The following is a 25,629-nucleotide window of genomic DNA, read 5'->3' as shown; positions in this document are numbered from 1 at the left end:
AGACGAATAGAAATCATGCAACTGAAAGGGAGTCAGGAGGTAACATGCCAAACGATCCGTTGTCGAGGTCTAACAATCGCAACAACAATAACAAGTCAACCAAAAAAGCGAAGCCAAAGACCTCTAAAAAGAAAAAAATTACGGGTAAACGCGTTGGATGGACACTGTTTTTCACCATGGCAATCGCCATATTCTGTGCACTGGGTGGATATTTATTTATTATGGTGAGTGGTGAAAATCTGCTCAAAGCCAACAAGGACAAAACAACAATCAATGAAACTTCGAAAGTATATGATCGTAACGGTCAGTTAATGGGCGAGTTGTCCATTCAAAAGCTGGAGCCGGTCAATGAAGAAGATATCCCGGATTTGGTAAAGGAAGCTTTTGTTGCTACGGAGGACAGACGATTCTACGAGCATCAGGGCGTGGATATCTGGTCCATCGGACGGGCGGCGGTTAAAGACGTCATGGCCCGCTCCATGGTGGAGGGTGGTAGTACACTGACTCAGCAGCTTGCGAAAAATATGTTCTTGTCCCGTGACAAAACCTTCTTCCGTAAAGCGACGGAGGTTTCCATTGCAATGGCATTGGAGCGCAAGTACACAAAAGACGAAATTCTGACGATGTATCTGAACCGGATTTTCTTTGGTCATCAGCGTTATGGAATTAAGGCTGCCTCTGAATTTTATTTTGGAAAAAAAGATTTAAACAAGCTTGAATTATGGGAAATTGCGACACTGGCAGCGATGCCGAAAGGGCCATCAGCTTATAACCCGCTGAGCAATCCCAACGATTCCAAGGCACGTCGCGCTGTCGTATTGCAGCTCATGTATGAGCAAGGTTACATCACGAAGGCGCAAATGGATGAAGCCAAAGCAGTTGATTATGACTATACACCGCCTGAGAAAGATCAAAAGTATCAAGCCTTTATCGACTATGTTCTTCGTGAAGCAGAAAAAGTGACTGGTAAAACGGAGGATGATCTGAATATCGGCGGGTACAAAATTTACACGACGATGGATGCTCAGGCACAAACAGCCATGGAAAGTGCTTTCTCGGATGATAGTTTGTTTGAGTCAAGTAAAGATGATCAGCCCGTTCAAGGCTCCATGGTAATTATGAACCATGAAAACGGCAGTCTCGTCGCCTTGATGGGCGGCAGGGATTATCAAACAAAGGGCTACAGCCGGGTAACACAAAGCCGCAGACAACCTGGATCGGCATTTAAACCGATTGTGACTTATGCACCGGCTCTTGAATCAGGTAATTACAATGCAAACTCAGCTCTCAGTAATGAAAAGCAATGTTTCGGCAATTACTGTCCGGGTAACTTGCATGGATACTCTTCAACCATTAGCATGACGGATGCCATTACAAAATCGGAGAATATCCCGGCAGTATGGCTCCTAAACAAAATTGGTGTGAATACAGGTGTTCAGTTTGCAAAAAGCGTAGGTATCCAACTTACGGATGAAGACAAAAACCTGGCGATCGCGCTGGGTGGTCTTAGCAAAGGGACGAATACGCTGGAAATGGCGCAAGCCTATAGTGCGTTCGCTAATCTGGGAGAGTACCAGCAGGCGTATTCCATTAAGGAAATTAAGGATAGCGCGGGGAAAACGACCTATAAACACGATAAATCGGAAACAACACGTGTCATGAGTGAGCAAAATGCTTATTCCCTGACTAAGATGCTGCAAAATGTCGTGAATGACGGTACAGGTCGTTCAGCACGTCTGGATCGACCAGTTGCTGGTAAGACGGGGACCGTTCAAAGTGGTATTTCCGGCAACAGCGCCAACCGTGATGTTTGGTTCGTCGGATACACGCCGGAATGGACTGCGGCAGTATGGATGGGTTACGACAATCCAGATGCAAACCATATGCTCAAAAATAGCAGTAAGCTGTCAGCGGCGTTCTTTGCCAAAGTTATGGGGGATGCTTTGAAAGGAGTTCCTGTGAAGGACTTCAAAGCTCCAGCAGGTGCCCAGACACCTCCACCGGAAAAAGAACCAGAGCAACCAACGCTTTCAGTGAGTGGTTTGAATGGTGCTTATGATCCATCTACGCAAACTGTATCGTTAAATTGGACTGCAACGGGGGATTCCTCTACACAGTATCGGATTTACAGAAAAGAAACATCTGAGGGACAGTTCACTCACCTCATTGATGCTGTTGGTTCGACCAGTGCGCAGGATCTAAGTGCGCTCCCTGGTCTCACTTATGAGTATTATGTAACAGCATATGATTTGGCTTCCGGACAGGAAACGGATCCGTCCAATATCATATCGCTGATGATAGAAGCGGAAGAATTGGAACCGGAACAGCCAGATACGGGCACGGAGCCAGGAACTGAACCAGGTACAGAACAGCCTGGAACCGAAAATCCAGACAACGGTTCCCCGGGGAATGGAAGTTCTGAGGGTAACAATGGCAATGGCAACGGTAACGGAAATGAAAATGGTAATAATGGTAACGGCAATAATGGAAATGGAAACAATGGCGGGACAGGTCAAGGGAACGGACAGACCGGAGAAGGAAACACACCGCCTGGACAGGGAACGACAGAGCCTGGAGGTACGGGTGGGGGTTCCAATGATGGATCTGTAACGACACCAGGCGAAGTGGTCACGCCACCAGATAGTGGAAACAACGGTAACACAGGAGAAACGGATACACCTACTGATTCTCAAGCTGGAACTGGCGGTTAACAAGAATAAGCCGCATTAATTAATTACAGCCTAAAACCTGCTCCCTGATGTTGGGGAAGCAGGTTTTTTGGTTTGTGTAATGTTTGGCATGGAACCATAGCTCTCCAATAGATGGGGTAAAGCTTGATTTTGAGTGTATAACTTAAATATGGTAAGCTGTAACTATTCGTAATACGTTGTGCAAAGCGGATTCAGGCACTTGTGGAATCGGTAATGCGGACGTTATTCGCTGTTCACCAATATCAGCAGGTCACGGACCTGTGGTCGGCAAAGAGGGGTTCGTATGAAACGGAAATTCGGGGACCGCGCGAACTGGCGCCGGATTACGAACCGACAATTTACATGCCGGTTCGTTCAATCCAAAATTTTTACGGGTTACATTACGCTGTATACGATACAAGATTTGAAAGAGCCTTTGTGGAAGACCTATGGAGGAAGTACCTTCTGCATTGCGGATAAAGGTTATTCATGGTTGCAGTATTATCCGAAAGGCGAGCACTTTGTTGTTACGGCCATGTTTGATGATCAGGAGCGGATTGTTGAATGGTACATTGATACATGCCGTAGCCAGGGCATAACCGATCAGGGTGTTCCGTGGTTTGATGATCTGTATCTGGATGTCGTTGTCCTGAAAGATGGAGAAATATTTTTGCTGGACGAGGATGAACTTGAAGATGCTCTTTCTCGTAAGCACATTACGACGGGGGATTATGATCTGGCTAACCGGACAGCAAAGGAATTGTTGCATGCTATTGATGCACATGTGTTTCCATATTTCCAACTGTCTCTGAAGCATAGACAAACCCTGTTTGAGAATGGGGAGTTTAGAAAAAATATTCAGATTTGAGTCATGGAAAAGTCCCATAATTCTTCGCCATCCTTCTAATATTAGAGCACCTGATAGAATACATTAATAATCAGGAGAGTTCAGCCCGATAAAATAGAGGTGATGGCGAATGAACGGACGGGTCATGGCTGCAGGAGGGCAACCGGGAGGCAGACCATCCAGACAAATTAATGTTGTTTTACGTAACCAGGAACCTCAGATGTTGGTCAAAGAAGAAGAGACAGCAATACAAGCAGCAAAAGGCTTAGCCAAACATGCGCATTTTCAGGAAATTCAAGGCGAGTTAGAGCAACTGGTTGGACTTGAAAATATCAAAGATTTAGTATTTGAAATCTATGCTTTCTTACAGATTGCCCAGATGCGTACCGAAGCTGGTCTGATAAGTGGGGCGCACGTGTATCATATGATTTTCAAAGGCAATCCGGGAACCGGAAAAACAACGGTAGCACGAATTGTTGCGAAGCTTTTTCAGAAGATGGGTGTATTGAGTAAGGGGCACTTAATTGAAGTGGAACGTGCAGACTTGGTCGGGGAATACATTGGGCATACGGCACAGAAAACCAGAGACTTGGTCAAAAAGGCATTGGGTGGAATTTTGTTTATTGACGAGGCGTACAGTCTGGCTCGCGGGGGCGAGAAGGATTTTGGAAAGGAAGCTATCGATACACTTGTAAAATCAATGGAAGATAATAAGAATCAATTTATACTCATCCTGGCGGGCTACTCGGAAGAAATTGATTTTTTTCTGCAGACGAATCCCGGATTACCTTCCCGTTTTCCAATCCAGGTTGAATTTCCAGACTATAGCATTGATCAATTGATACAAATCTCCGAAATTATGGCCAAGGAACGTGACTATATTCTCATGCCACAGACCATACTCAAACTAAAGCAGCATCTGCTTCAGGAAAAAAATGAGTCTCTTCATGCGTTTAGCAACGCCCGATATGTCCGAAATGCCATTGAACGATCGATTCGTCATCAGGCAGTTCGACTATTGGAACAGTATACCCAAGGAAATCCGGGAAAACTGGAGCTGATGACTATCCGCACAGAGGATTTGAAGTTTGATCAAAAGTAAGCGATAATATAATTTTTAAAGCAGCCGGCCGGGTTAACCGGTTCGGCTTAAAGCATGCCATGAAACCATGGTGGCACAGAATATATGCGGAAACGTATTAGAAGGAGTGAATATACACGATGACAAATGGCACACATGATACAGATATGGTGAAGAAGGATCGCGCCGTGTTGGTGAGTCTGGTTACCGATGAGGTCAAACGCTCGGGTATTAACCCGGAGTACTCCCTTGAGGAGTTGGTAAAACTCGCCGAGACAGCAGGCGTGGAAGTGCTGAGTGTATTGTCACAGAACCTGAAAACCCGGGACACCAAATGGTTCATTGGTAAGGGGAAAGTGGAAGAACTTCGTGCAATAGCTGAGGAAATGGGAGCAACAACAGCTATTTTTGACCAGGAGCTGTCTGGTGCTCAGGTTCGTAACCTGGAAGAAGCGTTGGATCTCAAAATTATTGATCGCACCCAGCTGATCCTGGATATCTTTGCGCAGCGCGCCAACACGAGAGAAGGTATTATTCAGGTTGAATTGGCTCAGTTGAGCTATTTGTTACCACGTTTGTCGGGTCACGGGAAGAATTTGTCCAGACTTGGCGGGGGAATTGGAACGCGGGGTCCAGGTGAAAGTAAACTGGAGACGGATCGTCGACATATTCGTGGCCGCATTGATGACTTGAAGCGTCATTTGGAAGAAGTGACACGTCATCGCAAGCTGCACCGGGAGCGTCGCAAAAAGACGGGTATCATTCAGGTAGCCCTTGTAGGTTATACGAATGCGGGTAAATCCACCTTGCTTAAACAATTAACGGCGGCAGATGTGTATATTCAAGACCAGCTGTTTGCCACACTGGATCCAACCTCTCGGACGATGGAACTGCCAAGTGGTAAAGAAATCGTACTCACAGATACGGTTGGGTTTATCCAGAACCTTCCTCATGATCTGATTGCGGCTTTCCGTGCAACGCTGGAGGAAGTAAATGAAGCGGACCTTATATTACATGTGGTCGATGCATCGTCTGCCATGCGTGAAGATCAGATGAAAACGGTACACACCATTTTGCAGCAGCTGGGTTCAGGGGACAAGCCTCAATTGGTATTGTATAACAAAAAGGATGCTTGTACACCGGAGCAGCTTGAAATGCTACCTTTGGATAAAGAGCATATTAAAGTGAGTGCTCTGGATGCGGACGACTTGCTGAAAATTCGGGAGCTTATCCAGGCTGAGTTGACTGGTGACACGAAACGGTTCCGTATTCCGGCTGAGCGTGGTGATCTTACATCTGTACTTTACAAAATTGGTGATGTAGTTGAGACCACATTTGAAGATAATGATGTAATTTATGAAGTGGAACTGCAAAAAGGCGAATATGAGAAATTCGGTTATTTACTTGAAGATTTCATACAACTGTAACATCGATGACATATTTGTATGATAAGTTGACACGATAATTGATGTTTGACGTCAGATTCGTGCTATGAAGGGGAATGAAGTAAGATGGCAAGCTTTGATTCAGAGATTATTGAACTTCAACGACAAGTTGAAAGTCAGATTGCGGGGCAATTGCAACAGATTGACCGGATCACCGATCATAACCAATGGAAAGTAATCAATGCTTTTCAACGTAGAAAAGTCAGCGATTTTCACTTTGCGGGTTCAACGGGTTACGCGTATAACGATCGGGGGCGTGAGGTGCTTGATGAAGTATATGCCGATGTGTTTGGTGCAGAGGCGGCACTGGTACGTCCCCATTTTGCGTCTGGTACACATACCATTGCAACAGCTTTGTTCGGTGTGCTCCGTCCAGGTGACGAGTTATTGTACATTACGGGTAAGCCCTATGACACATTGCATAAGGTCATTGGCAAGCCTGGTGATGGAACAGGATCGTTACGGGATTTCGGCATTGGCTATCAAGAGACGGCTCTGTTAGAAGATGGCGGAGTAGATTGGACGGCAGTAGAAAAAAGTATCAATGCAGCGACAAAAGTCATTGGTATTCAACGCTCCAGAGGATATGATTGGAGATCTTCCTTCTGTATTGAAGAAATCGCTGATATGGTTGCACGTGTAAAGGCGATCAAGGAAGATGTCATCGTATTTGTGGATAACTGTTATGGTGAATTCACGGAGGAACGTGAACCAACCGAAATCGGGGTAGACCTGATGGCAGGTTCACTGATTAAAAATCCCGGTGGAGGTCTGGCGGAAACCGGTGGATACATATGCGGGAAGGGAAAGTACGTACAATTAGCTGCCTATCGTTTGACAGCTCCCGGAATTGGCGGTGAGGTTGGCGCGATGTTGGGAACAACTCGTGGCATCTACCAAGGACTTTACATGGCTCCGACAATTGTGGGACAAGCCATTAAAGGAAGCACATTCGCTGCGGCGATGTTTGCTGCATCTGGATTTGTAACCAAACCGGCATGGAACGAGATACGTACAGATCTGATTCAGGCTGTTCAATTCAGCTCGGCCGAACATTTAATTGCCTTTGTACAAGGAATACAGCGGGCTGCTGCAGTAGATAGCCATGTTGTTCCTGAACCGTGGGATATGCCGGGTTACGAGCATCCTGTCATCATGGCGGCAGGTACGTTTATACAGGGTGGGAGCCTTGAATTATCTGCAGATGCGCCTATCCGTGAGCCTTATATTGGCTATATGCAGGGTGGTTTAACATACTCTCATGTTAAATATGGCGTTTTGATGGCATTACAGACGATGAAAGAACGTAAATTATTGTGAGTTTATCTAACACATCATTGACACTTGGTAATAACTAAATGTACAATAGAGTGAAGAATAGATGACTGGAAGGTTGATGAATGATGGGTGACGAAATTCGCAGAAATATGGCCTTATTCCCGATAGGTATTGTAATGAAACTTACGGATCTGTCCGCGCGTCAGATTCGTTATTATGAGCAGCACAGTTTGATTGTTCCTGCGAGAACGTCAGGTAATCAGCGTTTGTTCTCTTTCAATGACGTAGAACGATTGCTGGAAATCAAGGCTCTAATTGAAAAAGGAGTTAACATTGCAGGTATTAAACAAGTGATGAATCCTGTTTCCAAAGAGTCAGAAGAAGCAACGGTTATTACGGCCGATACGGAAGTGAAACGTAGAGAGCTGTCGGATTCCCAACTGCATCGTCTGCTTAAACAACAACTGGTGTCAGGTAAGAGACCTGGACAAGTATCTCTCATCCAGGGAGAGCTTTCCCGTTTCTTTAATAAAAAATAAGTTCGTATAACCTCGTAGGTCAGGGGAAATCCTGCTTTTGGGTAGGAGGACTCCTTGACCCATGCTATATTCTAATGTACAAATATAACAGGCAAGCCAAATATGCAGAGAAGAAAGGGAGAGGGTATCGTGAGTTTTACTAAAGAAGACATACTACGCATCTCAAAAGAAGAAAATGTACGATTCATTCGTTTGCAATTTACCGATTTACTTGGAGCAATCAAAAACGTTGAGATCCCTGTGAGCCAGCTTACCAAGGCTCTGGACAATAAAATGATGTTTGATGGATCTTCCATTGAAGGTTATGTACGTATTGAAGAGTCCGACATGTACCTCTATCCGGATCTTGATTCTTGGCTGATTTTCCCTTGGGTAGCCGAGAACCGTGTTGCTCGACTGATTTGCGACGTATATCTTCCGGATGGTAATCCGTTTCCAGGAGATCCGCGTGGCATCTTGAAACGAAACCTGAAAGAAGCCGAAGAAATGGGATTTACTTCCTTCAACGTCGGTCCTGAACCAGAGTTCTTCTTGTTCAAAACAGACGAAAAAGGAAACCCGACTAACGAACTGAATGACCAAGGTGGATATTTTGACCTTGCGCCTACGGATCTTGGTGAAAACTGTCGTCGTGACATCGTTATCACACTTGAGGAAATGGGCTTTGAGATCGAAGCTTCCCACCATGAGGTAGCTCCAGGTCAGCATGAGATCGACTTTAAATATGCTGATGCTCTAAAAGCAGCAGACCAGATCCAAACGTTCAAACTCGTTGTTAAAACGATTGCACGTCAGCATGGTCTACATGCTACCTTTATGCCGAAACCGCTGTTTGGCATGAACGGTTCAGGTATGCACTGTAACCAATCCTTGTTCCAAGGCAAAGTGAACGCATTCGTAGACGAGTCTGACGAGCTGGGTCTGAGCAAAACTGCACGTCACTTCATGGCTGGAACTTTGAAGCATGCGCGTGCGTTTGCAGCAATTACGAACCCAACTGTGAACTCATACAAACGTCTTGTACCAGGTTATGAAGCCCCTTGTTATGTAGCATGGTCTGCCAGTAACCGTAGCCCAATGATCCGTATTCCAGCTTCCCGTGGTCTGAGTACACGTGTTGAGGTTCGTAATCCGGATCCGGCTGCTAACCCTTACTTGGCTTTGTCTGTTTTATTGAAAGCAGGTTTGGACGGAATCAAACGTGAGCTGTCCTTACCAGCACCAATTGACCGTAACATCTACATCATGTCAGAAGAAGAGCGTGTGGAAGAAGGCATTCCAAGCTTGCCAGCTGACCTGAAAGAAGCATTGAACGAATTGATCCGCAGCGAAGTTATCTGTGATGCTCTCGGCGACCACGCCCTGGCTCACTTCTATGAGCTGAAAGAAATTGAGTGGGACATGTACCGTACACAAGTCCACCAATGGGAACGCGATCAATATATCACGTTGTACTAATTCCCCAATCCCTTGCGCCACATGGCGTGAGGGTTTTTTCTTTATGCACTAATCTTTACTTCACAAAATAAATGAAGTTAAGAATAGTGCATAACTTAAAAATGAACATAAAATTCCATTAAATTAAGTGAGCATACGGTCTAAAAGGTTGGTAACGCACCAACATCTAAGGTATTTCACGCCGCCGCTAATCTATTTCAGCTACTTCCCGATGGTCGGAATGGCAGGACTTGAACCTGCGATCCCTTGCTTCCAAGGCAAGCGAGAACTCCAAACTTCTCCACCTGATATGCTGGTCTTTACTGGAATTGAAACCTTGAGAAGCGGCGTATGAGACCGCTCTGAGAATCAACACTCGCCCCCGCATTGGCACGGGTCCGTCTGTGCTCACCGTCTAGCAACCCCACATAAGTTCACAGCCTTGAACGTTTACTATTTCGCCACGAATACCAAATCTTTCACGCTAGTCAATTTCGAGAATCGTCAGTTGGCTTGCACATGATTGATATGTACGTCTAGGAGTATACTGTCTAGTTAAAAAAACTTTTTCAAGTATTTCACTAGGTTGTTCCTTACATTTCAGTAGTCGAGCCATCTACGTGAAAGGTTGCGTCTAGTACGTACAAAAAGTTTAAGTACGCACAAACCTACCTATATTGGTAAATGAGGTGGTCATATTGAAATGCGGTTGCGGAAGGTTTATTACGCAGAATGCAAAGGCTCTAGCCACTATCTATGAGACGGAAGGCAGTAAATGTATCCACTGTCTATCGGATACCTTGAATGTTCCTTATCAAGAATTAGTGGATAGGTACATGGGAATTTACGAGTGCCGACCTTGTGCTCAAGATAAGAAGAAAGCGGAGATACGGAGAAAATTACTTGGACTAGGAGGATAACAATGAAATGCCTGAAATCAGGTTTTACCGCCCCATTGGTGAAGAACTTGAATGTACTATTACTTAATGATTTGCATATCGGGTCTGAAACCGCCGTTATTAGGTTGATTGATAGAGCGATTGACTTCGCCAAGACTAATGAACATAACTTTCGTATTCTACTGAACGATGCCTATATTGAAGGAGTCAAAAAACCCAGTAAAGGTGGAACATATATACAATATATGTATCCAAGAGAACCAATTTATTTTGTAAAGGACAAGCTGGAGTCTGTAAAACCTTTGAACGTTACATATTGTGAACATTGGCACAAGGAATTTAGTAAGCCAATCAAAAGATACGCTATTGACCCGTACAATGGATTGGTTCGAGAAGAGAAGCGTTGGCTAGTTTGCCGAAATACGAATGTCAACACTGCGGAGTACGAGGTGCGTGACGACTTTGAAGAATCGTTCCCATCTCAAGCAAACTTGACTCTTTCCGGTAAGAAGTCGATTAAAGGGACTGATGTAAAGTGGATTTGCTAATCAAGTGTATTAAGTGCGAGTTCAGGTACGTCACAGATAAAGCAAGGGAGAACTTTGTTGCCGAAGGGCTTCAAGGAGAACCCCTGCTTTGTCTCCATTGTATCGGTAAAATTATGGGAAAAGTCATGAACCGATACGGCTACTTGGTCTTGCCTGAAGAGTTAGATGATTCTAACCAACGAATGCAAGTTCTGCCCAAAACACTCACTGGCTGTAGACCGTGTATGAAGAAGAGAGGGTTATCGTGATGAAAACAGAGAGAATCTACTTGAGAACAACTCCCGAGAATAAAAAGTATCTGCAGGAGGTGGCTGACCACTATTTTGAGGGAAACATGTCTGCCGTTTTCGAGTTTATGATTGAACGTTTGATATGCACTTAGAAGGGATGGATTGATTTAGCTGGATTTGCCGATTCGGAAGAGATGTACAAGTACAAGCAGGGACAAGACCCTGAAGAACTGAACACTGGCCAATGCCTTCCCTCATGGAGGCATTCGGAAACTAGAGACAAAGCCACAGGCAACTTACGCCGTGGCTCTGTTTCTTTTGGTATAAACGTAGACCAGTAGTCCGCAATCCTCCAAAGCCTGTAACGATATGACAACTGTTTTCCCGCTCAGTTTAGTCAGCTTTACGATTTCATCTTGCAACGGGAACTCCGTCCTACCATCGCTCAGAAGCTTCGTCACCGCAAGGTATGTGGTAATAGCCGAAGCATTCAACTCTCTCTCGAATAGGTCAGCCGCCAGATACGTACTGCATGTTATGTCTGAAGTGTACAGTTTACCATTCAGGTCTGAAGTGTACGGTTTACCATACTGACCCCTATGAAGTGTAAAAAGTGCATTTGTTGTGAGTTCTGTATTGTAAAGTTTACACCGTATAAAGAGATATAAAAGATTAAGAGATATAAAATAAAAGATATATAGAATAATAAAACATAGGCAAGGGGTAGTGAAAATACAGACTGAGTAAAACTATGGCAAAGCGTGGCGTTACCCTGCGGGTCACGCTGTTTGTTTTTAAAAGCTTTCGGTTATAGCGAGACTCTACCTACCTATAATGTACTTACAGCAGGTAAATTTGGGATGCTGAAAGAACATGTTTACCCATCTGAACACAAGTCTGGTCAGAAATTAGTGGACGACTTTTTACTTGGTTTGAAATATTACATATCACAATGAGGGGAGCATTTTAACAATGGCAGGAACAACAAACAAACGGAAGAGGACTCCTAAAGCCCCTGAGAAAGAGACCGAGATAGTTAGCGTGGATGGATTGGAAGGTGATGTGGTTGCAGAGTTCACCCAACAACTTTCAATCTTCGGTCAGTTCATTTATAACGCTCAAGAGAAAGATTCCACCTTGATTGTCGAGAACTTGGGCTTCGGAGATATCTATGTTAGTGACAAGCCGAATCTCCGAGTGGGCAATGAAGAGCAACGTGTGCTTTTCAAGGAGCAAAAGGCTTTCAAGTCTCGGAAGCTATTTATGACTTCGGGTAGCCAGCCTGTGGCATCCATTATCGAAATCAAGTAAAGAAGTACGCTTGGGATGGAAGGTCCTCGATAGAACACACACCAGCCACTTAGCTTCTAAAAACCCTATGGGCAGTGGGTAGACTTGGCGACAACATCCATGAGTTCAACGTCAGGAGCGCTCCTGAGAGGATAAAAAACAATCGTTTAGGTAGAGATTCCACACTGTCTCACTGTTCGAATATAGCCTTAATGAGTCCATATCGATGTTGGACAACGCAGTACGCAGGGTGGTTAGAAATATACCCGTTTCAACTTATATTGGTATACGAAGCATTCATAAGAGGATGTGATGATATGGGAAAGATCAGCGTCTCTGATGTTTACGACTATATTCATTCCACGCTTCGTCATGACCCTGAGATTTTTGCCATGCTAGGGCTGGCGGCAGACACTTCTCTGGAAGATTTGGGAACGAAGATTCAGAAGAGGAAGAAGCCGAAGGACTTAGTTCAGCACAACTTGCCCTTGATTACGTTCTACAAAAATCCCGGCGCAAGAGGCGAAAATCACCTTGAGTATAGGTTCACTGTTGACTTCGATATCTATACACAGGATGACGTGGAACTGGCAGTGAACATCGCTGACCGTATTTGCCAAATTTTCGACGTCCAATACTTTTGGATGCCAAAAGGAAGTGTGTTCAAGGGTGAGTATGTCACAAGTGCTGAAGACGACATCGACCTAGAGAACACCTACAAGTATTTCACCCAAATATGCTTCACCATTGGGATAGATGAATATAAGGAGGTTTTCTGAATGAGTAAGATTACTAAGAACAAAAAAATGTTGATTAAGGGCGCTGGTAAGTTCATGGCGAAAATCCCGAACTGTGACGACCTCGTTACAATCGGTACGCTAAACAACATGCGTCTGGATATTCAGCTGGACATGCAGGACATTGAGGGCGGTGACTCTAGCGTAGCACTGGATACGTTGCTTCGTAAGAAGACAATTGATATCACGGCGGAGTCCGCTAAGTTTGACCTTAACCTTGTACGTTTGGCTACTGGCTCGAAACTCCGTGAAGGAATTTCTGGTTCGGCGTACAGCATGGTCACTGAGACCTTTGTAGTCCCTTCCGCTTCTCCGTATCAAGCGAAACTTACTCAAGTCGCTCTTGCTTCTCCAACACCTAAGTCTTTCGAGGGTGCAGTGGGCGGCGCTGACCTGAGTGCAGATGTTACGGTAACGGGTCAGGATGTCGTATTCGATATGGCGCTGGCAGGTAAAACGGTTGTTATCGTTTACGCTGCGGCACTGGCTGGGATTACACCAGACCCTGACGGCTTCGTGTGGGTGCTGGAAGAAAAGCACACGGTTAAACAGAACGGCTCAGACTTTACTGTTGATCTTGTGTACGGAGCATCCCTGAACGTTGACCCTCAGATTTCTGTTCGTACTCTGCAAGGTAACAAATTACTTAAGAAAACGACTAGCTCTACTCCTACGGAAGACCAGTACGTAGTAAGTGGCGGCATTCTGAAGTTCAACTCGGCCCTCAAGGACGTAAACATTTACGTCAACTACAAGCGGAACGAAGTTGTTGATATCCTCGATATCACAACCAAGGACATGCCGCTTACAGTACACGTTGTTCACGATGGTCAGTTCGAGCAGAAGGACGGTACAATCCAAGGTTATCAAACCGAATTGTTCCAATGCCGTGTGAAGTCCAACTTCACGCTTGACGCACAACGTCAACAAGCGTCCACGCATAGCGTAACGCTGACGGTAATCGACCCTGAACGTCCGGACGGTAAGCTTGGTTCTATCAAGCGCTACGAAGTTGGTTCTGTTTCTGCGGAAGATTGCTAATCACTAGACTCCCTTCGGGGAGTCTTTTTACATACCTAATGTTAGAGTCTAGGTTTACTTCCTTAGAATGTTCTGTGAGTTGATTGCAGGGACTTCCCCCGCTCTGTGGTCAATTCGATTCACTTTTCTTGGGGGAGAATTATAAAGGGGGCTATTAAAATGAGTGAACGAGATTTAGTTATTCCAAAAGCTGGTGGCATCGCTGAAGAAGTGGCCAGTCAAGTAGAAGAGCAGACTCCACAGGTAACAGCTGAAGAAGAGAAGAAGCCACTGACCCAAGAGGAAGCTGACATTCGTGAGAAAGTATTCTTCGAGACAGATGAACAGGTTCGTTTACGTGACGGTAAGACTTATTACATCCCACCACTAGGGTTGCTTGATGCTCGAAGATTGATGAAGAGACTTAATACGATTGATTCCGGTGTAATCATCGCTAACCTTATCCCTGAAGATGAGGAAGATAGATTTGAAGAATTGCTTGAAGTGCTCCTTATGGCATTTAAGCCATATTACAAACACATGACGGTCGAGCATCTTGGAGAGTACGTTGATTTGGAGACGGCTAAACAGATTATCGATTGCATGATTGGTCTCAATGGGCTAAAAAAGTCCATGTAACCACTCTGGAAGAGGAAGAAGACTATGACAGTCAGCCGCCTGTCGATTGGGCTAACATCTTCTTCAAACTTGCCCACTACTGCCACTTGAAAAAGCATGATGTGTGGCAGTTAACCTTACCTCAGTTAGGTTACTACTTGGAACAATGCAACGAACACATTCAGTTTACTATCAAGGTATCTACTATGTCGCTTGGCGGCCTGTTCGGCGGAAGCGTTTCTGCTGGTGATTCAACCAGTGAAGGGGAAGCAACAACTGACGGTAAATACGTGAATGGTTATAAAGTAGCCGATGCGGAAGACATGAATTTCCTTGCACAGCTATTATAAATCCTCCTGCTCTGCTTCCTTCTAGGGAGGGGCAGGAGTTTTATTTTATGAGGGTGGTGAGACTATGAATAACAAAATCCAAACTGACGTGATTTTAGAGTTGCAGAAATCCATAGATCATATGGCTCGATATGGGCAGGAGATGGAAACTCTCGATTCTCGTTTTGGTAGATTGGAGCAGCGGATTGACGCAATGCGTTCGTCCCTGTCCGGTTTGCAATCGCAGGTATCACGTGGGGCTGGAAGCAATCTCCGTCAGTCGTTGACAAATGAACTCAACAATCTCATCTCAGGGAATGGGGTTGTTCTTGAGCAGTTAGGTTCGGCTGGGCTCACGGTTAAACCTGAGACTCTTCAAGGTATCTTGGGCAAAGTAGAAAATGAAGTCAACGAAGAGTTGCGGACGCACGTTCGTAACTTGCACATTGAAATTGACCCTAACTACGCCAGCGGACAGAAGCTTCCTATCACTAAAGATGGATTTGACGAGATTAATAAAGAAGTAGCCAAGGTCATCAATCTGCAAATTCGCAACCTTGTCAGTGCTATCCAGAAGCAAAAATCCAATCTGATGAAATCGGAAACTCTTGACCGTTTACAGATTACGATTGGCAAGGAAACGGTCATCGCTTTCGTCAATAAAATCAAACAAAAGATTGTGAGTATGCTTCAGAACCCTGACGTAGCCGATGCCAGCGACATGAAAATTTCCAAGGCAGACTTGAACAAGGTAATCAAGGAAGCTAAGGAAAAATTGTTGAAGGCAATAGATGTTGAAGTTCCTGACATGAGCGGAATGGAAGTTGCGGACAAGGTAAAGAGAATCCCTAACGAACTTGAACAAAGCCTGAATGAATACGTCAACAAAACCGTTGCAGGCATTAACACTGCAATGGCGGGCAAGATGCAGATTCCGTTAGGCGACCTGAGCAAGAAGGTCAAGAAGATTCTTGCTCAGGAACTTGACACTACGGTGGACAAGCTGGAAGCGCTCGGCACGGTCGATTTAGGCTCTATTCGTGGCGCTGGATTGAAGGCTCAACTTGAACGAGTGGCAAAGACTCTTGACAAGAAATTGAGCAACAATGTTCAGGAAGAGATTGACCAATTAATAACGGCAATAAATGATGTGCAAATCACCCCTGAACCTAAGCTGAAACATCACCTCGTGAATCAGATTAATCGCATCAACAATGCGCTGATTAACAAAATCCGTGAGCAGGTAAACGTTCAGGTGCAGTCGATCATCCAAGAGATTAATAAGGTTCAATTCGGACCAGGTGGACTTTACAGTGATACTCAGATTCGGAATGCAGGAGGACTTGGTCCTTCTACTCCTCGTTCTGGTTCATCTTCTTCTGACAGTCAAAACAACGTTGGAGGAACTGCAGCCAAAGGAAGCAGTAGCAGTGAAAAGGATAGTGGGTCGGGAGCGGTTAACGCCGAAGCTGTACAAGGGGCAATCATCAACATCATACGTCAAAGAATTTCGGGAGCCTTCGATAATGCTCTAATGATGGCGATGTCTAAAGCGGTTGAGGCGTTTAAAAATATTCAGCCTGAAAAGCTTAAAATGATGCAGAACTTGAAGCAGAAGGACGAATATAACCAAGACAAAGACGGCAACCCTCTTGGAACGACGAACATGGCTGGCGTGGAGAGTGCAGTTAGTGATCTGCAAAACTTTATAAGACAGCAGTCCATGTTTTACGGCACGGATTACAAACAGCTTTATCAAGTAGGGGGCATGGCTTCTGGTTTGCTTGATGACCCTGTAGAGATGAAGGAGTTTGTCCGCGTAACTGCACAGTTGAATGCACTAGCCCCTGGAAGTAGCCCTGGCAATATTGCCAATGGTCTTGCCTCAACGAAGGCTCAGTTTGGACTTGGGGTGGCTGACCTGGAGGATAGAATCGCACAACCTTTGGCGGTTGTATCTGACGTGACTAAAACAAGTATTGAGCAAATTATTGATGCACTGAAAAGTTCAGGTCCGACAATCAATAATGCAAAAGTTGACCCTGAAACGGCCATCGTTATGGCGGGTACGACCCTCAAAGCAACTGCACTTGAAGGAGGGAATGTCGGTAACTTCTACAACTCCATCCTGAACAGATTACAGTCTCCTGAAGCTATGAAAAAATTGCAGGAACTTGGTCTAGCAAACGTAGATGACACTGGAGCGAAAATTCTTGTTCCAGCGGAAGAACTGTTTAAGTCAATTGCCGAGAAGTTGTCCGGTGCAGACAGCTCTACCGTCCGCAATACCAACGATGCTTTGTTTGGTTCGTACCAATCCTCCAAAGGAGCGGCTACGATGCACGAAATCATGAACACGTTCGTTAAGGTCATCGAGGTTAGTGGAAACTTTGATAAATCTAAATATGAGGACATGGTTAAGTCATCAGTAGACAACCCACTCGTCAATACTAAACGGGCAGGGCAAAGCATAACGATTGCCTTTGATGCTCTTGTTCAGGAGATGACCCCTACCATTAATAAAGTGTCCTACGCACTTATGAACATGGCAGAACACGTGGCGAAAAATGCGCAATTGTTCGTCAAGTTAGGAGACGTGTTATCTAACGTATTGCTTGGCATGATGCTGCTTAAGGGGATCAAGTGGGGAGCTGGGAAGGTTGATGCTGCCTTTAGACCCAACTTCGAGAGAGAGACTGCACGCACTGCATTCCTGGAGAACGTATCGGACATGGATGGTGTTGATAATTCTATCAAGAACATGACGCGTAAGCAGGTAGGTGTGATGCAGAAAGACCCATTGCTAGACGGTTATCTACGTGAACTAAACGGGATGACGAAAGAGCAAAGCGACCATTTTAAGAGCTACCTGAAGTCTAATAATATAGAGGTTAAAGACTTGCCAACTCTATTTAGCACGATGGATGAATCCAAAAATTGGAATCCGGGCAAGGAGTTGACGGATGATGAAAAATTCGACCGGACGAAGCAGTACAACAGCCGCCTAAGTACCCGAACTGAATTGGCTTCCGTCCTTACCCCTACCCTCCTGACCACCCTGAACAGCAGCACCGCCAGTCGGGGAGTGTTTGATACTCATAGAGCAAGCGATAGCAATTACTCTAAATTGTCCGATAGGATGTCCCAAATGTCACAAGGAGACTTTCAGGGATTTGAAGACCACTTGGTGGACAGACAGCGAAACGGCTTACCCCCGATTGACGATATTCAAAAGCTGAGTACTGCGATGGATGATTACGAGAAGACCCAGCGGGAAGCCGCTGCTTCTGCTCGACAAGCATCCCCTGCCTTCGGAGATCTGTCCAATGCTGTACGAGGCATGAACTCCTCAATGTCTTCTACGGGGTCCCTCAAGAATGGGTTCAAACAGTTCTTGAAGGATATTCCAGACTTGGGCAAGGGGGCTCTGGCTTCTGTTAAAAACTTGGCGGGAGGTATCGCTAAGATGGCTATGGAGATTGCCGGGGCAATCGGTCTCGCTCAAGCGGCCAAAGGATTGACAGAGTCTTACCTGTCAACAGATGACGAAAGGTTACTTGCTCAGGCTGACGACCGTGACAACGACCTGAAAGGCATGGCTAACACGTTTAACGCGCTTGCTGAAGGCGGTTGGGCTAAGAATCGGAATAACTTGATGGGGCTTTTCTACTCTGCAAAGAACGGAATATCATCCTTTTTCGGTGGAACTCCATCCGACCTCGGTGTCTTTGAAGCCCAAGGTGGACCTTCCAATCCTTTCAAGACTAAAGGATACAAACCGGAGGAACTTGGCATTATGGGCGAGATAATGAATTATTACAATTTCTCAGGAACTGGTGAAGAATTTTCAAAATGGCTCAAACAACGGGAAGCCAGCGGTGGACAGACAGTAGAGGAAGCCGTTGCTGAGTTTAATGCAAATTCTGGACGTGCTGCAGAAACAGAAAAGATGCGACAGAAAGCCATTACCAAGCAGTACGAAGCAACAAAGCTTAAAGAGGCAGAGGACAAGAGACTCAAAGAGAATGCGGAGAAGGAATATGACGAGAAGTACAAGGAAGGTGCAGCCGAGTTCTCTTCCATCGACTCTGGCTCTGTTCTAAGCCGTGTCTCTGACCGTATCAATGAGATTAAGGACACCAGTCAGATTGACACGCTTCGTGCCCTAATGAGCGGAATGAAGACTGATTCCGACGAGTACATTGCACTTCGTAAGAATCAGACCGAATCCATGCGACAGGTATTGAATGAAGAACTGGCTATCATTGACAAGTATATCGCCAACGCCAAGGCGGTCATGGACAGCGCTGACCCTGAGTCGCAAGAGTACGCCGATGCCAAAACTGCTTATGATAACCTTACTTCGACAAGAGATAAAGTGGCATCTGAAGGGGAAGTTGACATTCTTCAGCAAGAGTGGAACACAAAACAAGAAACGTATCAAGGTCAGGTTCGAAAGGTTAACAACAGCTTGTCTCGCATTGACCTTATTGCTCAAGCAAAAGAATTGGCGGCGGCGTACAGTATGGACACTCAGTCTCAAGAATACTTGGACACCATGAAGAAGATTACACTGAATAAGCTATCTCAGATGAAAAATGAGTTGGCGAATCTACAAGCAATCCAAGCCATCGGAGATCTCTCCGATGAGCAAGCAATGCAGGTTTTACAGCTTCAGAATACGATCGCCAATGAGCAAGCGCTTATTAAGGAATACAATCTTGCTTCCATTGGCATTGGCAGGGCTAAGATTCAGGACAACAGTTCTGAACGTGAGAATGAGTTGCTGGAACTCAAGTTACGGAGTGGAAACCCTGACGACTCCTCGTCTATTCTTCGTAACAAGCGGATTGCCAATGCCAAGGAAGAGGTATCTGAAATCAACCAGGTCATTGCCGATCTGAGAGCTAAACTTCCTTCGGCGGGAGCGGATGAAACAACTAAGATTAACGCCGAAATCCGTGACTTGCAAAAGCAATCTTTACAGGCTCAGTTGGGCATCCTGGATGAAATGAAATCCACAGCAGGAACGTTCAACATGCCTAATGGAGTAAGTGCTATGAGCCGCTACGAGTACCTTACCCGTGGCAACACTCACAACACGACAACCATTGGTACAGGGGATGTCACCGTCAACATCACGCTTCCTAACATCACCAACGGTATGACAAACCGCCAGTTGCAACAAGTCGGACAATCCATTGGACAAGGCTTGTCTGTCGGTCGGGTAGGAAACCTTCGTAGCCAACAGGCGATGAATCCTAGCAACTATAGAAGTTAGCGAAACCACTCCCCGTCTTATAATGAGATGGGGAGTTATTTTATAAGGAGGTACGGTCATGACACAACAAAATAACCTCTTGTCAGAGGATTCGGTATATAAGAAGAAACTGTTTTACGACAATGGAATCCAGTTTAATCAGGTCAAGGCAAAGCTAATTACGGAGTACAAACCGCCGACGCCTTACCTGAAGACCCATGTCAACCAGACCTTGGCATCTTCTGCGGGACTTGTGCAGAACGGAACGTCTCATTATAACGCTACCCTGACCATGCTGTTTTATTCTAAGAAGGAATATGCCGACTGGCTTCAGTTCATCGGCTCTCAACATAAGTATTACGACGAGAAAGGTACAGTTTACATCGGCATCGTGACTGGAGAACCCGATATTAAAACCGCTGAGATGGAAACGAAGTACATCGTAACCATCGGTATGTCTCTCGTCCGCAAGCAAGATTTTGAGTACAAGTACATGACAGAGTTCATTGATATCGAAAATCATTGGGCAAACAAGTATATCGACAATATGCAACAGCTTGGACTAATCGCCACGAACTGGGAAGCGGACGGGGAATCTGTTGTTTACTTCCGCCCGGACGAAGCGGCTACAAGAGCAGAATCCATTACGTTCCTTATGCGGACATATCGACACGTAGACAAGTTGTTGAGGGGGTACTAAGAAATGAAAAGATGGATTGACGTAGATCCGCTGGATTGGTATTACCGTGACACGCTTGAGATTACCCGTATGAGAACAGATTTGACGGGTGACGTAGAAGTCTTAAGTGGTATGACGTACAACGTGTTCAAAGAAGGGTACGAGCGAATGGTCAAGCGGTTCGTGACCGTAAGCGGACAGCAAGAGTTTCTTGTACCTGATTACAAATACCACGTGAACAATCCGGTGTTCGTCATCGTGAACGGGGTGGAGGTTCTTCCTGAGAAGGTAGAGAACGGAAAAGTGACCATGACCAACCCGCTGTCGGCGGGCATCGAAGTCGTGGTTATTGCTTATGGCATCCCTGACCGGAAAGATATCGGGTGTGTCAATACCCCATACAATGAATCAGGTGACTACCGGATGCCACACGCAACCCTGAAGTATGCTTCGACATACCATTTCAGCTACAGCAACCAACCTGAGTCTTGTACAGTCCTTGGCGTGAAGCTGAAGAGACTTCTCGTCACCGTTGGGGCAGGAAGTGATGCGGGCGTGGTCATCCGGAACGCGATCGGATTTCAGCGTGACGTGTTTGTCATTCATAAGGGTGAAGTTTACTTGCCATACATGTACAATGGCTTCCCTGCTGTCATAGGGTATAACGCCGTAATTAAAGGGGTGAGTAGACGTACAAGTGAAACGGTCGTCGTGGAATCAGGGCGAGTGACGTACAACGACCGATTTTTCGGAGACGTTCGTATTCGTCGCGGAGACTTCTTCGCACTTATGAGCCGTATTTACGAAAATCTGCATAATCGGTACACCGACCGTGCGTTCACATACAATGATACGCCGCTGAGACCGATTGTGGATAAGGATGTTATCCTTTCCAAATGGTACTCGAACGACGTACTGACCCTGTTGGATGAAAAATTCCATGACGGGTGTTATGTGTTCCCGCTTTATGAAGATGGTCAGTTTGAACCGGAAGCATGTATTACAAGAGCAGAAGCCGTAACCTTCCTTAACAGATTAATCGAGTGGATTACGGAGAAATATAGATAAGGTAGGTGGCTGAAGTGGCTTATGTATCTAACGTTAATTACCCTTCAAGGCAGTTGCTACAAGGCATCATGGAGCGTGTAAACGCGCTAGGGAACGAGCCGAAGGTAATCGTAGAGTTGGACAAAACATCATACGTGCGGGGATTCCGTAGAAAATATGATGCAGTTCAGTACGTGGTAGACAGTGCTGTGAATGATATGCTGTCTATCGACAAAGCGGAGAAGATTACGAACTACGTTGACGGTACGTTGATTGATACCAGCACCGACCTGAGAAACGCAGACTTCTCCATGCCAATAAAAGCAAGTTCAACGATGCACGGGAAGGAGAATGGGGAGCGTACCATCAACGGGATGTATATCACCGACTGGTTTGAGACAGACCCTCGCTGTTCCCGGAAGGAGCATAAAGGAATTGACCTTGACCTTGCGATGAACGACCCAGTATATGCTGTGTGGGCAGGTACAGTAACCATCGCCAGAACCTTGAGAGGATATGGTAAAGTCGTCTACGTCAATCATGGAAACGGGTGGGAGACAAGGTATGCCCACTTAAACAAAATCAGTGTAAGTGTGGGGGATAAGGTTAACGCAGGTAGCCTTGTAGGTCTTGGCGGCAATACCGGACACTCCATCTCCAGTGGTGGAGGTGACGGAACACACTTACACTTTGAAGTACGATTTAACAAGGTACCACAAAATCCTGAACCGTACCTGCGGGGCAAGAGAACGATCCAGACAGCAAGCAAGAAAATTGACAAAAGGAACATTCAGGATGCTTCTGTCTTAATGGGCGCTTCAGGAGTAATGTCAGATTCGACCTCCTACGTGGAATACAACATGGAAGCAACGGCATATGTAGCAGACTGTCCCGGCTGTATTGGAATCACAAAGGGCGGAACTAACGTCCAAACATGGAAGAACTGGAAGATTATCGCGGTAGATCCCTCTGTTATCCCTTTGAAGAGTACAGTGGAACTGATTGTCAATGGAACGAGTTGGGGAGAGTATCTTGCGGATGACACGGGCGGAGCTATCAAAGGCAACCGGATTGACATTCTTTATGATACGAAGGCGAATGCCCTCAAGTTTGGAAGGCAGCCCGTTGTTGTAAGAGTCAAGTCCTGGGGCGATGGTAAACCAAGATCGGCAGACTCGGCGGGAGATGCCAGCATTGACAAGGAAATCGTCACGTACCAGTACAACAGGACAACCACTAAACAAACTTACTTCAAGGATTTTACAACCAAGAAGACTACACTTGATGTCAAGAAGTACACAGAGACAAACGGTGCAGTGCAGATGACCGTTGTTGATGACAAAACTTCAATGAACGTTCTCGGATTTAACGGAACGGGCGGGGCGGGCCAGGCAAAGACTCTGGTTTTCGAGCACGATTGGTTTAAGGCAGGAAACCTTGGCTGGGCATACTTCTCTGACCTTGAACTAGATGACACGATGATCGTCACAGTTAATGATTACGAGGTAGTGCGTATCAACGGGGTGAGCGCTAAAAACGGAGTGGCATACCCACCTTCCATCCCAATGCCCAAAGGACATAACGTGGTGAAATTCACGTTCGCCAATTCCTCAAAAGCATCGAGAGGAAAGTTCGGTATCTTGTGGCTCAGAGCGAAAGAGTTCGATATAGAGACTGTTGAGACGAAGGCGATGTGGGATTTTGAAGATGAAATGAATAGCGCCAACCAATGGACTCCCTACAGTACAGTCGTACAGAAGGACAAAGGAGATTACCAAGCAATCTCGACTAGCGGAGGTGAAGCAGGTATCGAGCGGCTAGGTAAAATCAAGAAGTTTCCGTTTACGATTAACTTTAGCCTGAAGACAGTGGAAGGTACCAGCGGTAAGTTAGTTATAAGTGATGGAACGAAGGGTTTCCTTCTGAACATCAAGGATGACCAAATTTATACTTCTGGTGGCGGCACGTATAAGCTAAATACGACTTCTGATTTTATCGAGTACACAGTAGTCTGCCACGACCAAACGGATATCGACGTGTATGTGAAGATAAATGATATCTGGGTCAATACCGGAATCCGCGGGGCGGCATTCGACTATCCGTACCAAAGCAGAATCCTGTTTGCAGTGACGGATGGAGCGATGTATCTCGACAGTGTGAAGTACGCTTCCAACGACTACGCCATCGAGCAACTAGCTACTGCCATCGGTGACACGTATGACGAGAAGTGGTACGAAGTCGGAGATTTTGTTTATGAGGACATGTACTCCATCGACAAGGACGTCATGAGTTGGGAAATCAACACCCACCTCGATACAACTATTAGTACCGCACGGCTAACGCTGGACAACTCTTCCGGTATTTATTCTCCATCCTGGGAGCGTAGACCAGAGTTCCCTGACTCATTTAAGACTGATAAGTCTCCTTTAAGTTATTACGAAGAAGGGGAACTGCGACATGTTATTAGCGAGTACACTCCAATCAGGATTTATGCGGGATACGGGGAAGAAGTTGTCCGTGTATTCACTGGAATGATTAAAGGCGAAATTACGGAGAACTCTGACGAGAAGACCGTCTCGTTTAGCTGTGTGGACAGGTACGACATGCTTGAGGAATTTATCTTCTACAAGCCTATGCAGTACCCACCAGAAGAAGCTTATGCAGGAGATGGTGGGGCGTTCTCCTGGATTAAATCAAGCATTGTAGAAGACATTGTTGTCCATGCAGGAATGAGCACTTGGAAGTTTCATTCGGAGGATATGAGCAACCCTGACTACGTAATTGAAGACACAGTATACATCGACGTAAACAAAGGGAAGAACACCTTCATGAAATTCAACAAGGAGAGCGGAGAACTTGAGGCCGTGACTCAGGAGAATATTATGGAAGTGGGCGGCTGGCAGAATCCGTTCGTGGCAAGTGTATCCTTCCCAATAGGTACGAACGCTTCAGATGCCGTACAGTCCCTTATCCAAGATATTCCTTACCGTACCTACTGTGACAGGTATGGGACGTTCCGAATGGAGAAGATGGACTTCCTCGATTCACCAGACTGGGCTATGGTAGCCGGCATGAAGTGGGAGTTCATTGATGGAGAGAATCTACTGGAAGTTACTTCCTCTACGGATTACTCCCGTGTCAGAAATCACTTGATGATTTCCGGAACAGCGGGTATCGTGGAACACTTCTTCGACAAATCTCTCATCATCGCAACTAAGGGTAATATCCGCACGGCGGGCGCTCAGTTGGATTGGATTGAAGAGATAGATGGAAACTCCTTGAGAGACTTGAAGGAGGACGTTGCCAATAAGATTTTCTTCGATTACAAACGTCAGGCAAGGACGAAGAATATAGTAGTCAAAGGTAATCCGTTAATCGAACTGCTTGACTCTGTTTACGTATACGATTCCAAGACGTTCACTGCCAATTATTTCTTGATTAAGGGGAACAGAATCGTCGGAAACAGCGATGGCATCCTCAACTACCTGGAGTTGACGTGGCAGTCTATATCACAAGTAGGATAACCACATAGGCAGGGAGCACTTACGCTTGAGGCGCTAATTGTTCCCTGCTTTTTCTTATAATGCTATAGAAG

The 25,629-nt window shown here is 45.6% G+C and carries 17 protein-coding genes; all 17 read left to right on the top strand.

Features of this window, described 5'->3' with window-relative positions; all coding sequences use genetic code 11:
• Positions 1-44 precede the first annotated feature (44 nt).
• The 17 genes from RS891_RS19475 (at position 45) to RS891_RS19395 (ending at position 25,558) form a co-directional block, all read left to right on the top strand.
• A complete protein-coding gene (locus RS891_RS19475) occupies positions 45-2,711 on the top strand; it encodes a transglycosylase domain-containing protein (RefSeq protein WP_315792941.1) in 2,667 nt (888 codons plus the stop codon).
• A 283-nt stretch (positions 2,712-2,994) separates the two neighbouring features.
• Positions 2,995-3,558, top strand: a complete 564-nt coding sequence (locus RS891_RS19470; protein WP_076289087.1) for a ribonuclease FAU-1 family protein — start codon at positions 2,995-2,997, stop codon at positions 3,556-3,558.
• Positions 3,559-3,667: 109 nt separating this feature from the next.
• Positions 3,668-4,639, top strand: coding sequence for an AAA family ATPase (locus tag RS891_RS19465; RefSeq protein WP_076289088.1), 972 nt, complete (start codon positions 3,668-3,670; stop codon positions 4,637-4,639).
• A gap of 119 nt (positions 4,640-4,758) precedes the next feature.
• On the top strand, positions 4,759-6,045 hold the full coding sequence (gene hflX / locus RS891_RS19460) for a GTPase HflX (RefSeq protein WP_315792940.1): 1,287 nt from the start codon (positions 4,759-4,761) through the stop codon (positions 6,043-6,045).
• 84 nt (positions 6,046-6,129) lie between these two features.
• Complete coding sequence (locus tag RS891_RS19455; protein WP_315792939.1) at positions 6,130-7,383, top strand: methionine gamma-lyase family protein; 1,254 nt, start codon at positions 6,130-6,132, stop codon at positions 7,381-7,383.
• Positions 7,384-7,466: 83 nt separating this feature from the next.
• Positions 7,467-7,880, top strand: a complete 414-nt coding sequence (locus tag RS891_RS19450) for a MerR family transcriptional regulator (protein WP_063563200.1) — start codon at positions 7,467-7,469, stop codon at positions 7,878-7,880.
• Positions 7,881-8,009: 129 nt separating this feature from the next.
• Entirely contained in the window at positions 8,010-9,338 is a 1,329-nt protein-coding gene (glnA, locus tag RS891_RS19445; RefSeq protein WP_113052100.1) for a type I glutamate--ammonia ligase, read from the top strand.
• A 901-nt stretch (positions 9,339-10,239) separates the two neighbouring features.
• Complete coding sequence (locus RS891_RS19440; RefSeq protein ID WP_315792938.1) at positions 10,240-10,764, top strand: hypothetical protein; 525 nt, start codon at positions 10,240-10,242, stop codon at positions 10,762-10,764.
• A 1,202-nt stretch (positions 10,765-11,966) separates the two neighbouring features.
• Complete coding sequence (locus RS891_RS19435) at positions 11,967-12,305, top strand: hypothetical protein (RefSeq protein ID WP_315792937.1); 339 nt, start codon at positions 11,967-11,969, stop codon at positions 12,303-12,305.
• 296 nt (positions 12,306-12,601) lie between these two features.
• Positions 12,602-13,063, top strand: coding sequence for a hypothetical protein (locus RS891_RS19430; protein WP_315792936.1), 462 nt, complete (start codon positions 12,602-12,604; stop codon positions 13,061-13,063).
• Positions 13,064-14,122: a hypothetical protein gene (locus tag RS891_RS19425; protein ID WP_315792935.1), complete on the top strand. Its 1,059-nt coding sequence runs from the start codon at positions 13,064-13,066 to the stop codon at positions 14,120-14,122.
• A 159-nt stretch (positions 14,123-14,281) separates the two neighbouring features.
• Positions 14,282-14,740 carry a DNA polymerase III subunit gamma/tau gene (locus RS891_RS19420; protein ID WP_254790253.1) on the top strand — a complete coding sequence of 153 codons (459 nt, stop codon included), beginning with the start codon at positions 14,282-14,284 and terminating at the stop codon, positions 14,738-14,740.
• Positions 14,701-15,069, top strand: a complete 369-nt coding sequence (locus tag RS891_RS19415) for a hypothetical protein (RefSeq protein WP_315792934.1) — start codon at positions 14,701-14,703, stop codon at positions 15,067-15,069. The genes RS891_RS19420 and RS891_RS19415 overlap by 40 nt, the downstream gene beginning before the upstream one ends.
• A 64-nt stretch (positions 15,070-15,133) precedes the next feature.
• Positions 15,134-20,329: a hypothetical protein gene (locus RS891_RS19410; RefSeq protein ID WP_315792933.1), complete on the top strand. Its 5,196-nt coding sequence runs from the start codon at positions 15,134-15,136 to the stop codon at positions 20,327-20,329.
• Positions 20,330-20,387: 58 nt separating this feature from the next.
• Positions 20,388-21,008, top strand: coding sequence for an S-layer homology domain-containing protein (locus RS891_RS19405; protein ID WP_315792932.1), 621 nt, complete (start codon positions 20,388-20,390; stop codon positions 21,006-21,008).
• A 3-nt stretch (positions 21,009-21,011) separates the two neighbouring features.
• Entirely contained in the window at positions 21,012-22,055 is a 1,044-nt protein-coding gene (locus RS891_RS19400) for an S-layer homology domain-containing protein (RefSeq protein WP_315792931.1), read from the top strand.
• Between the two features lie 14 nt (positions 22,056-22,069).
• Entirely contained in the window at positions 22,070-25,558 is a 3,489-nt protein-coding gene (locus tag RS891_RS19395; RefSeq protein WP_315792930.1) for a peptidoglycan DD-metalloendopeptidase family protein, read from the top strand.
• Positions 25,559-25,629: the final 71 nt, after the last annotated feature.

Source organism: Paenibacillus sp. BIC5C1 (genome assembly GCF_032399705.1).
Taxonomy (GTDB): domain Bacteria; phylum Bacillota; class Bacilli; order Paenibacillales; family Paenibacillaceae; genus Paenibacillus; species Paenibacillus taichungensis_A.
This window is presented reverse-complemented; position numbering and strand designations above follow the sequence as displayed.

Coding starts and splice junctions, on each gene's coding strand:
- RS891_RS19475 (WP_315792941.1), top strand. CDS start 45: ATGCCAAACGATCCGTTGTCGAGGTCTAACAATCGCAACAACAATAAC.
- RS891_RS19470 (WP_076289087.1), top strand. CDS start 2,995: ATGAAACGGAAATTCGGGGACCGCGCGAACTGGCGCCGGATTACGAAC.
- RS891_RS19465 (WP_076289088.1), top strand. CDS start 3,668: ATGAACGGACGGGTCATGGCTGCAGGAGGGCAACCGGGAGGCAGACCA.
- hflX (WP_315792940.1), top strand. CDS start 4,759: ATGACAAATGGCACACATGATACAGATATGGTGAAGAAGGATCGCGCC.
- RS891_RS19455 (WP_315792939.1), top strand. CDS start 6,130: ATGGCAAGCTTTGATTCAGAGATTATTGAACTTCAACGACAAGTTGAA.
- RS891_RS19450 (WP_063563200.1), top strand. CDS start 7,467: ATGGGTGACGAAATTCGCAGAAATATGGCCTTATTCCCGATAGGTATT.
- RS891_RS19440 (WP_315792938.1), top strand. CDS start 10,240: ATGAAATGCCTGAAATCAGGTTTTACCGCCCCATTGGTGAAGAACTTG.
- RS891_RS19435 (WP_315792937.1), top strand. CDS start 11,967: ATGGCAGGAACAACAAACAAACGGAAGAGGACTCCTAAAGCCCCTGAG.
- RS891_RS19430 (WP_315792936.1), top strand. CDS start 12,602: ATGGGAAAGATCAGCGTCTCTGATGTTTACGACTATATTCATTCCACG.
- RS891_RS19425 (WP_315792935.1), top strand. CDS start 13,064: ATGAGTAAGATTACTAAGAACAAAAAAATGTTGATTAAGGGCGCTGGT.
- RS891_RS19420 (WP_254790253.1), top strand. CDS start 14,282: ATGAGTGAACGAGATTTAGTTATTCCAAAAGCTGGTGGCATCGCTGAA.
- RS891_RS19410 (WP_315792933.1), top strand. CDS start 15,134: ATGAATAACAAAATCCAAACTGACGTGATTTTAGAGTTGCAGAAATCC.
- RS891_RS19405 (WP_315792932.1), top strand. CDS start 20,388: ATGACACAACAAAATAACCTCTTGTCAGAGGATTCGGTATATAAGAAG.
- RS891_RS19400 (WP_315792931.1), top strand. CDS start 21,012: ATGAAAAGATGGATTGACGTAGATCCGCTGGATTGGTATTACCGTGAC.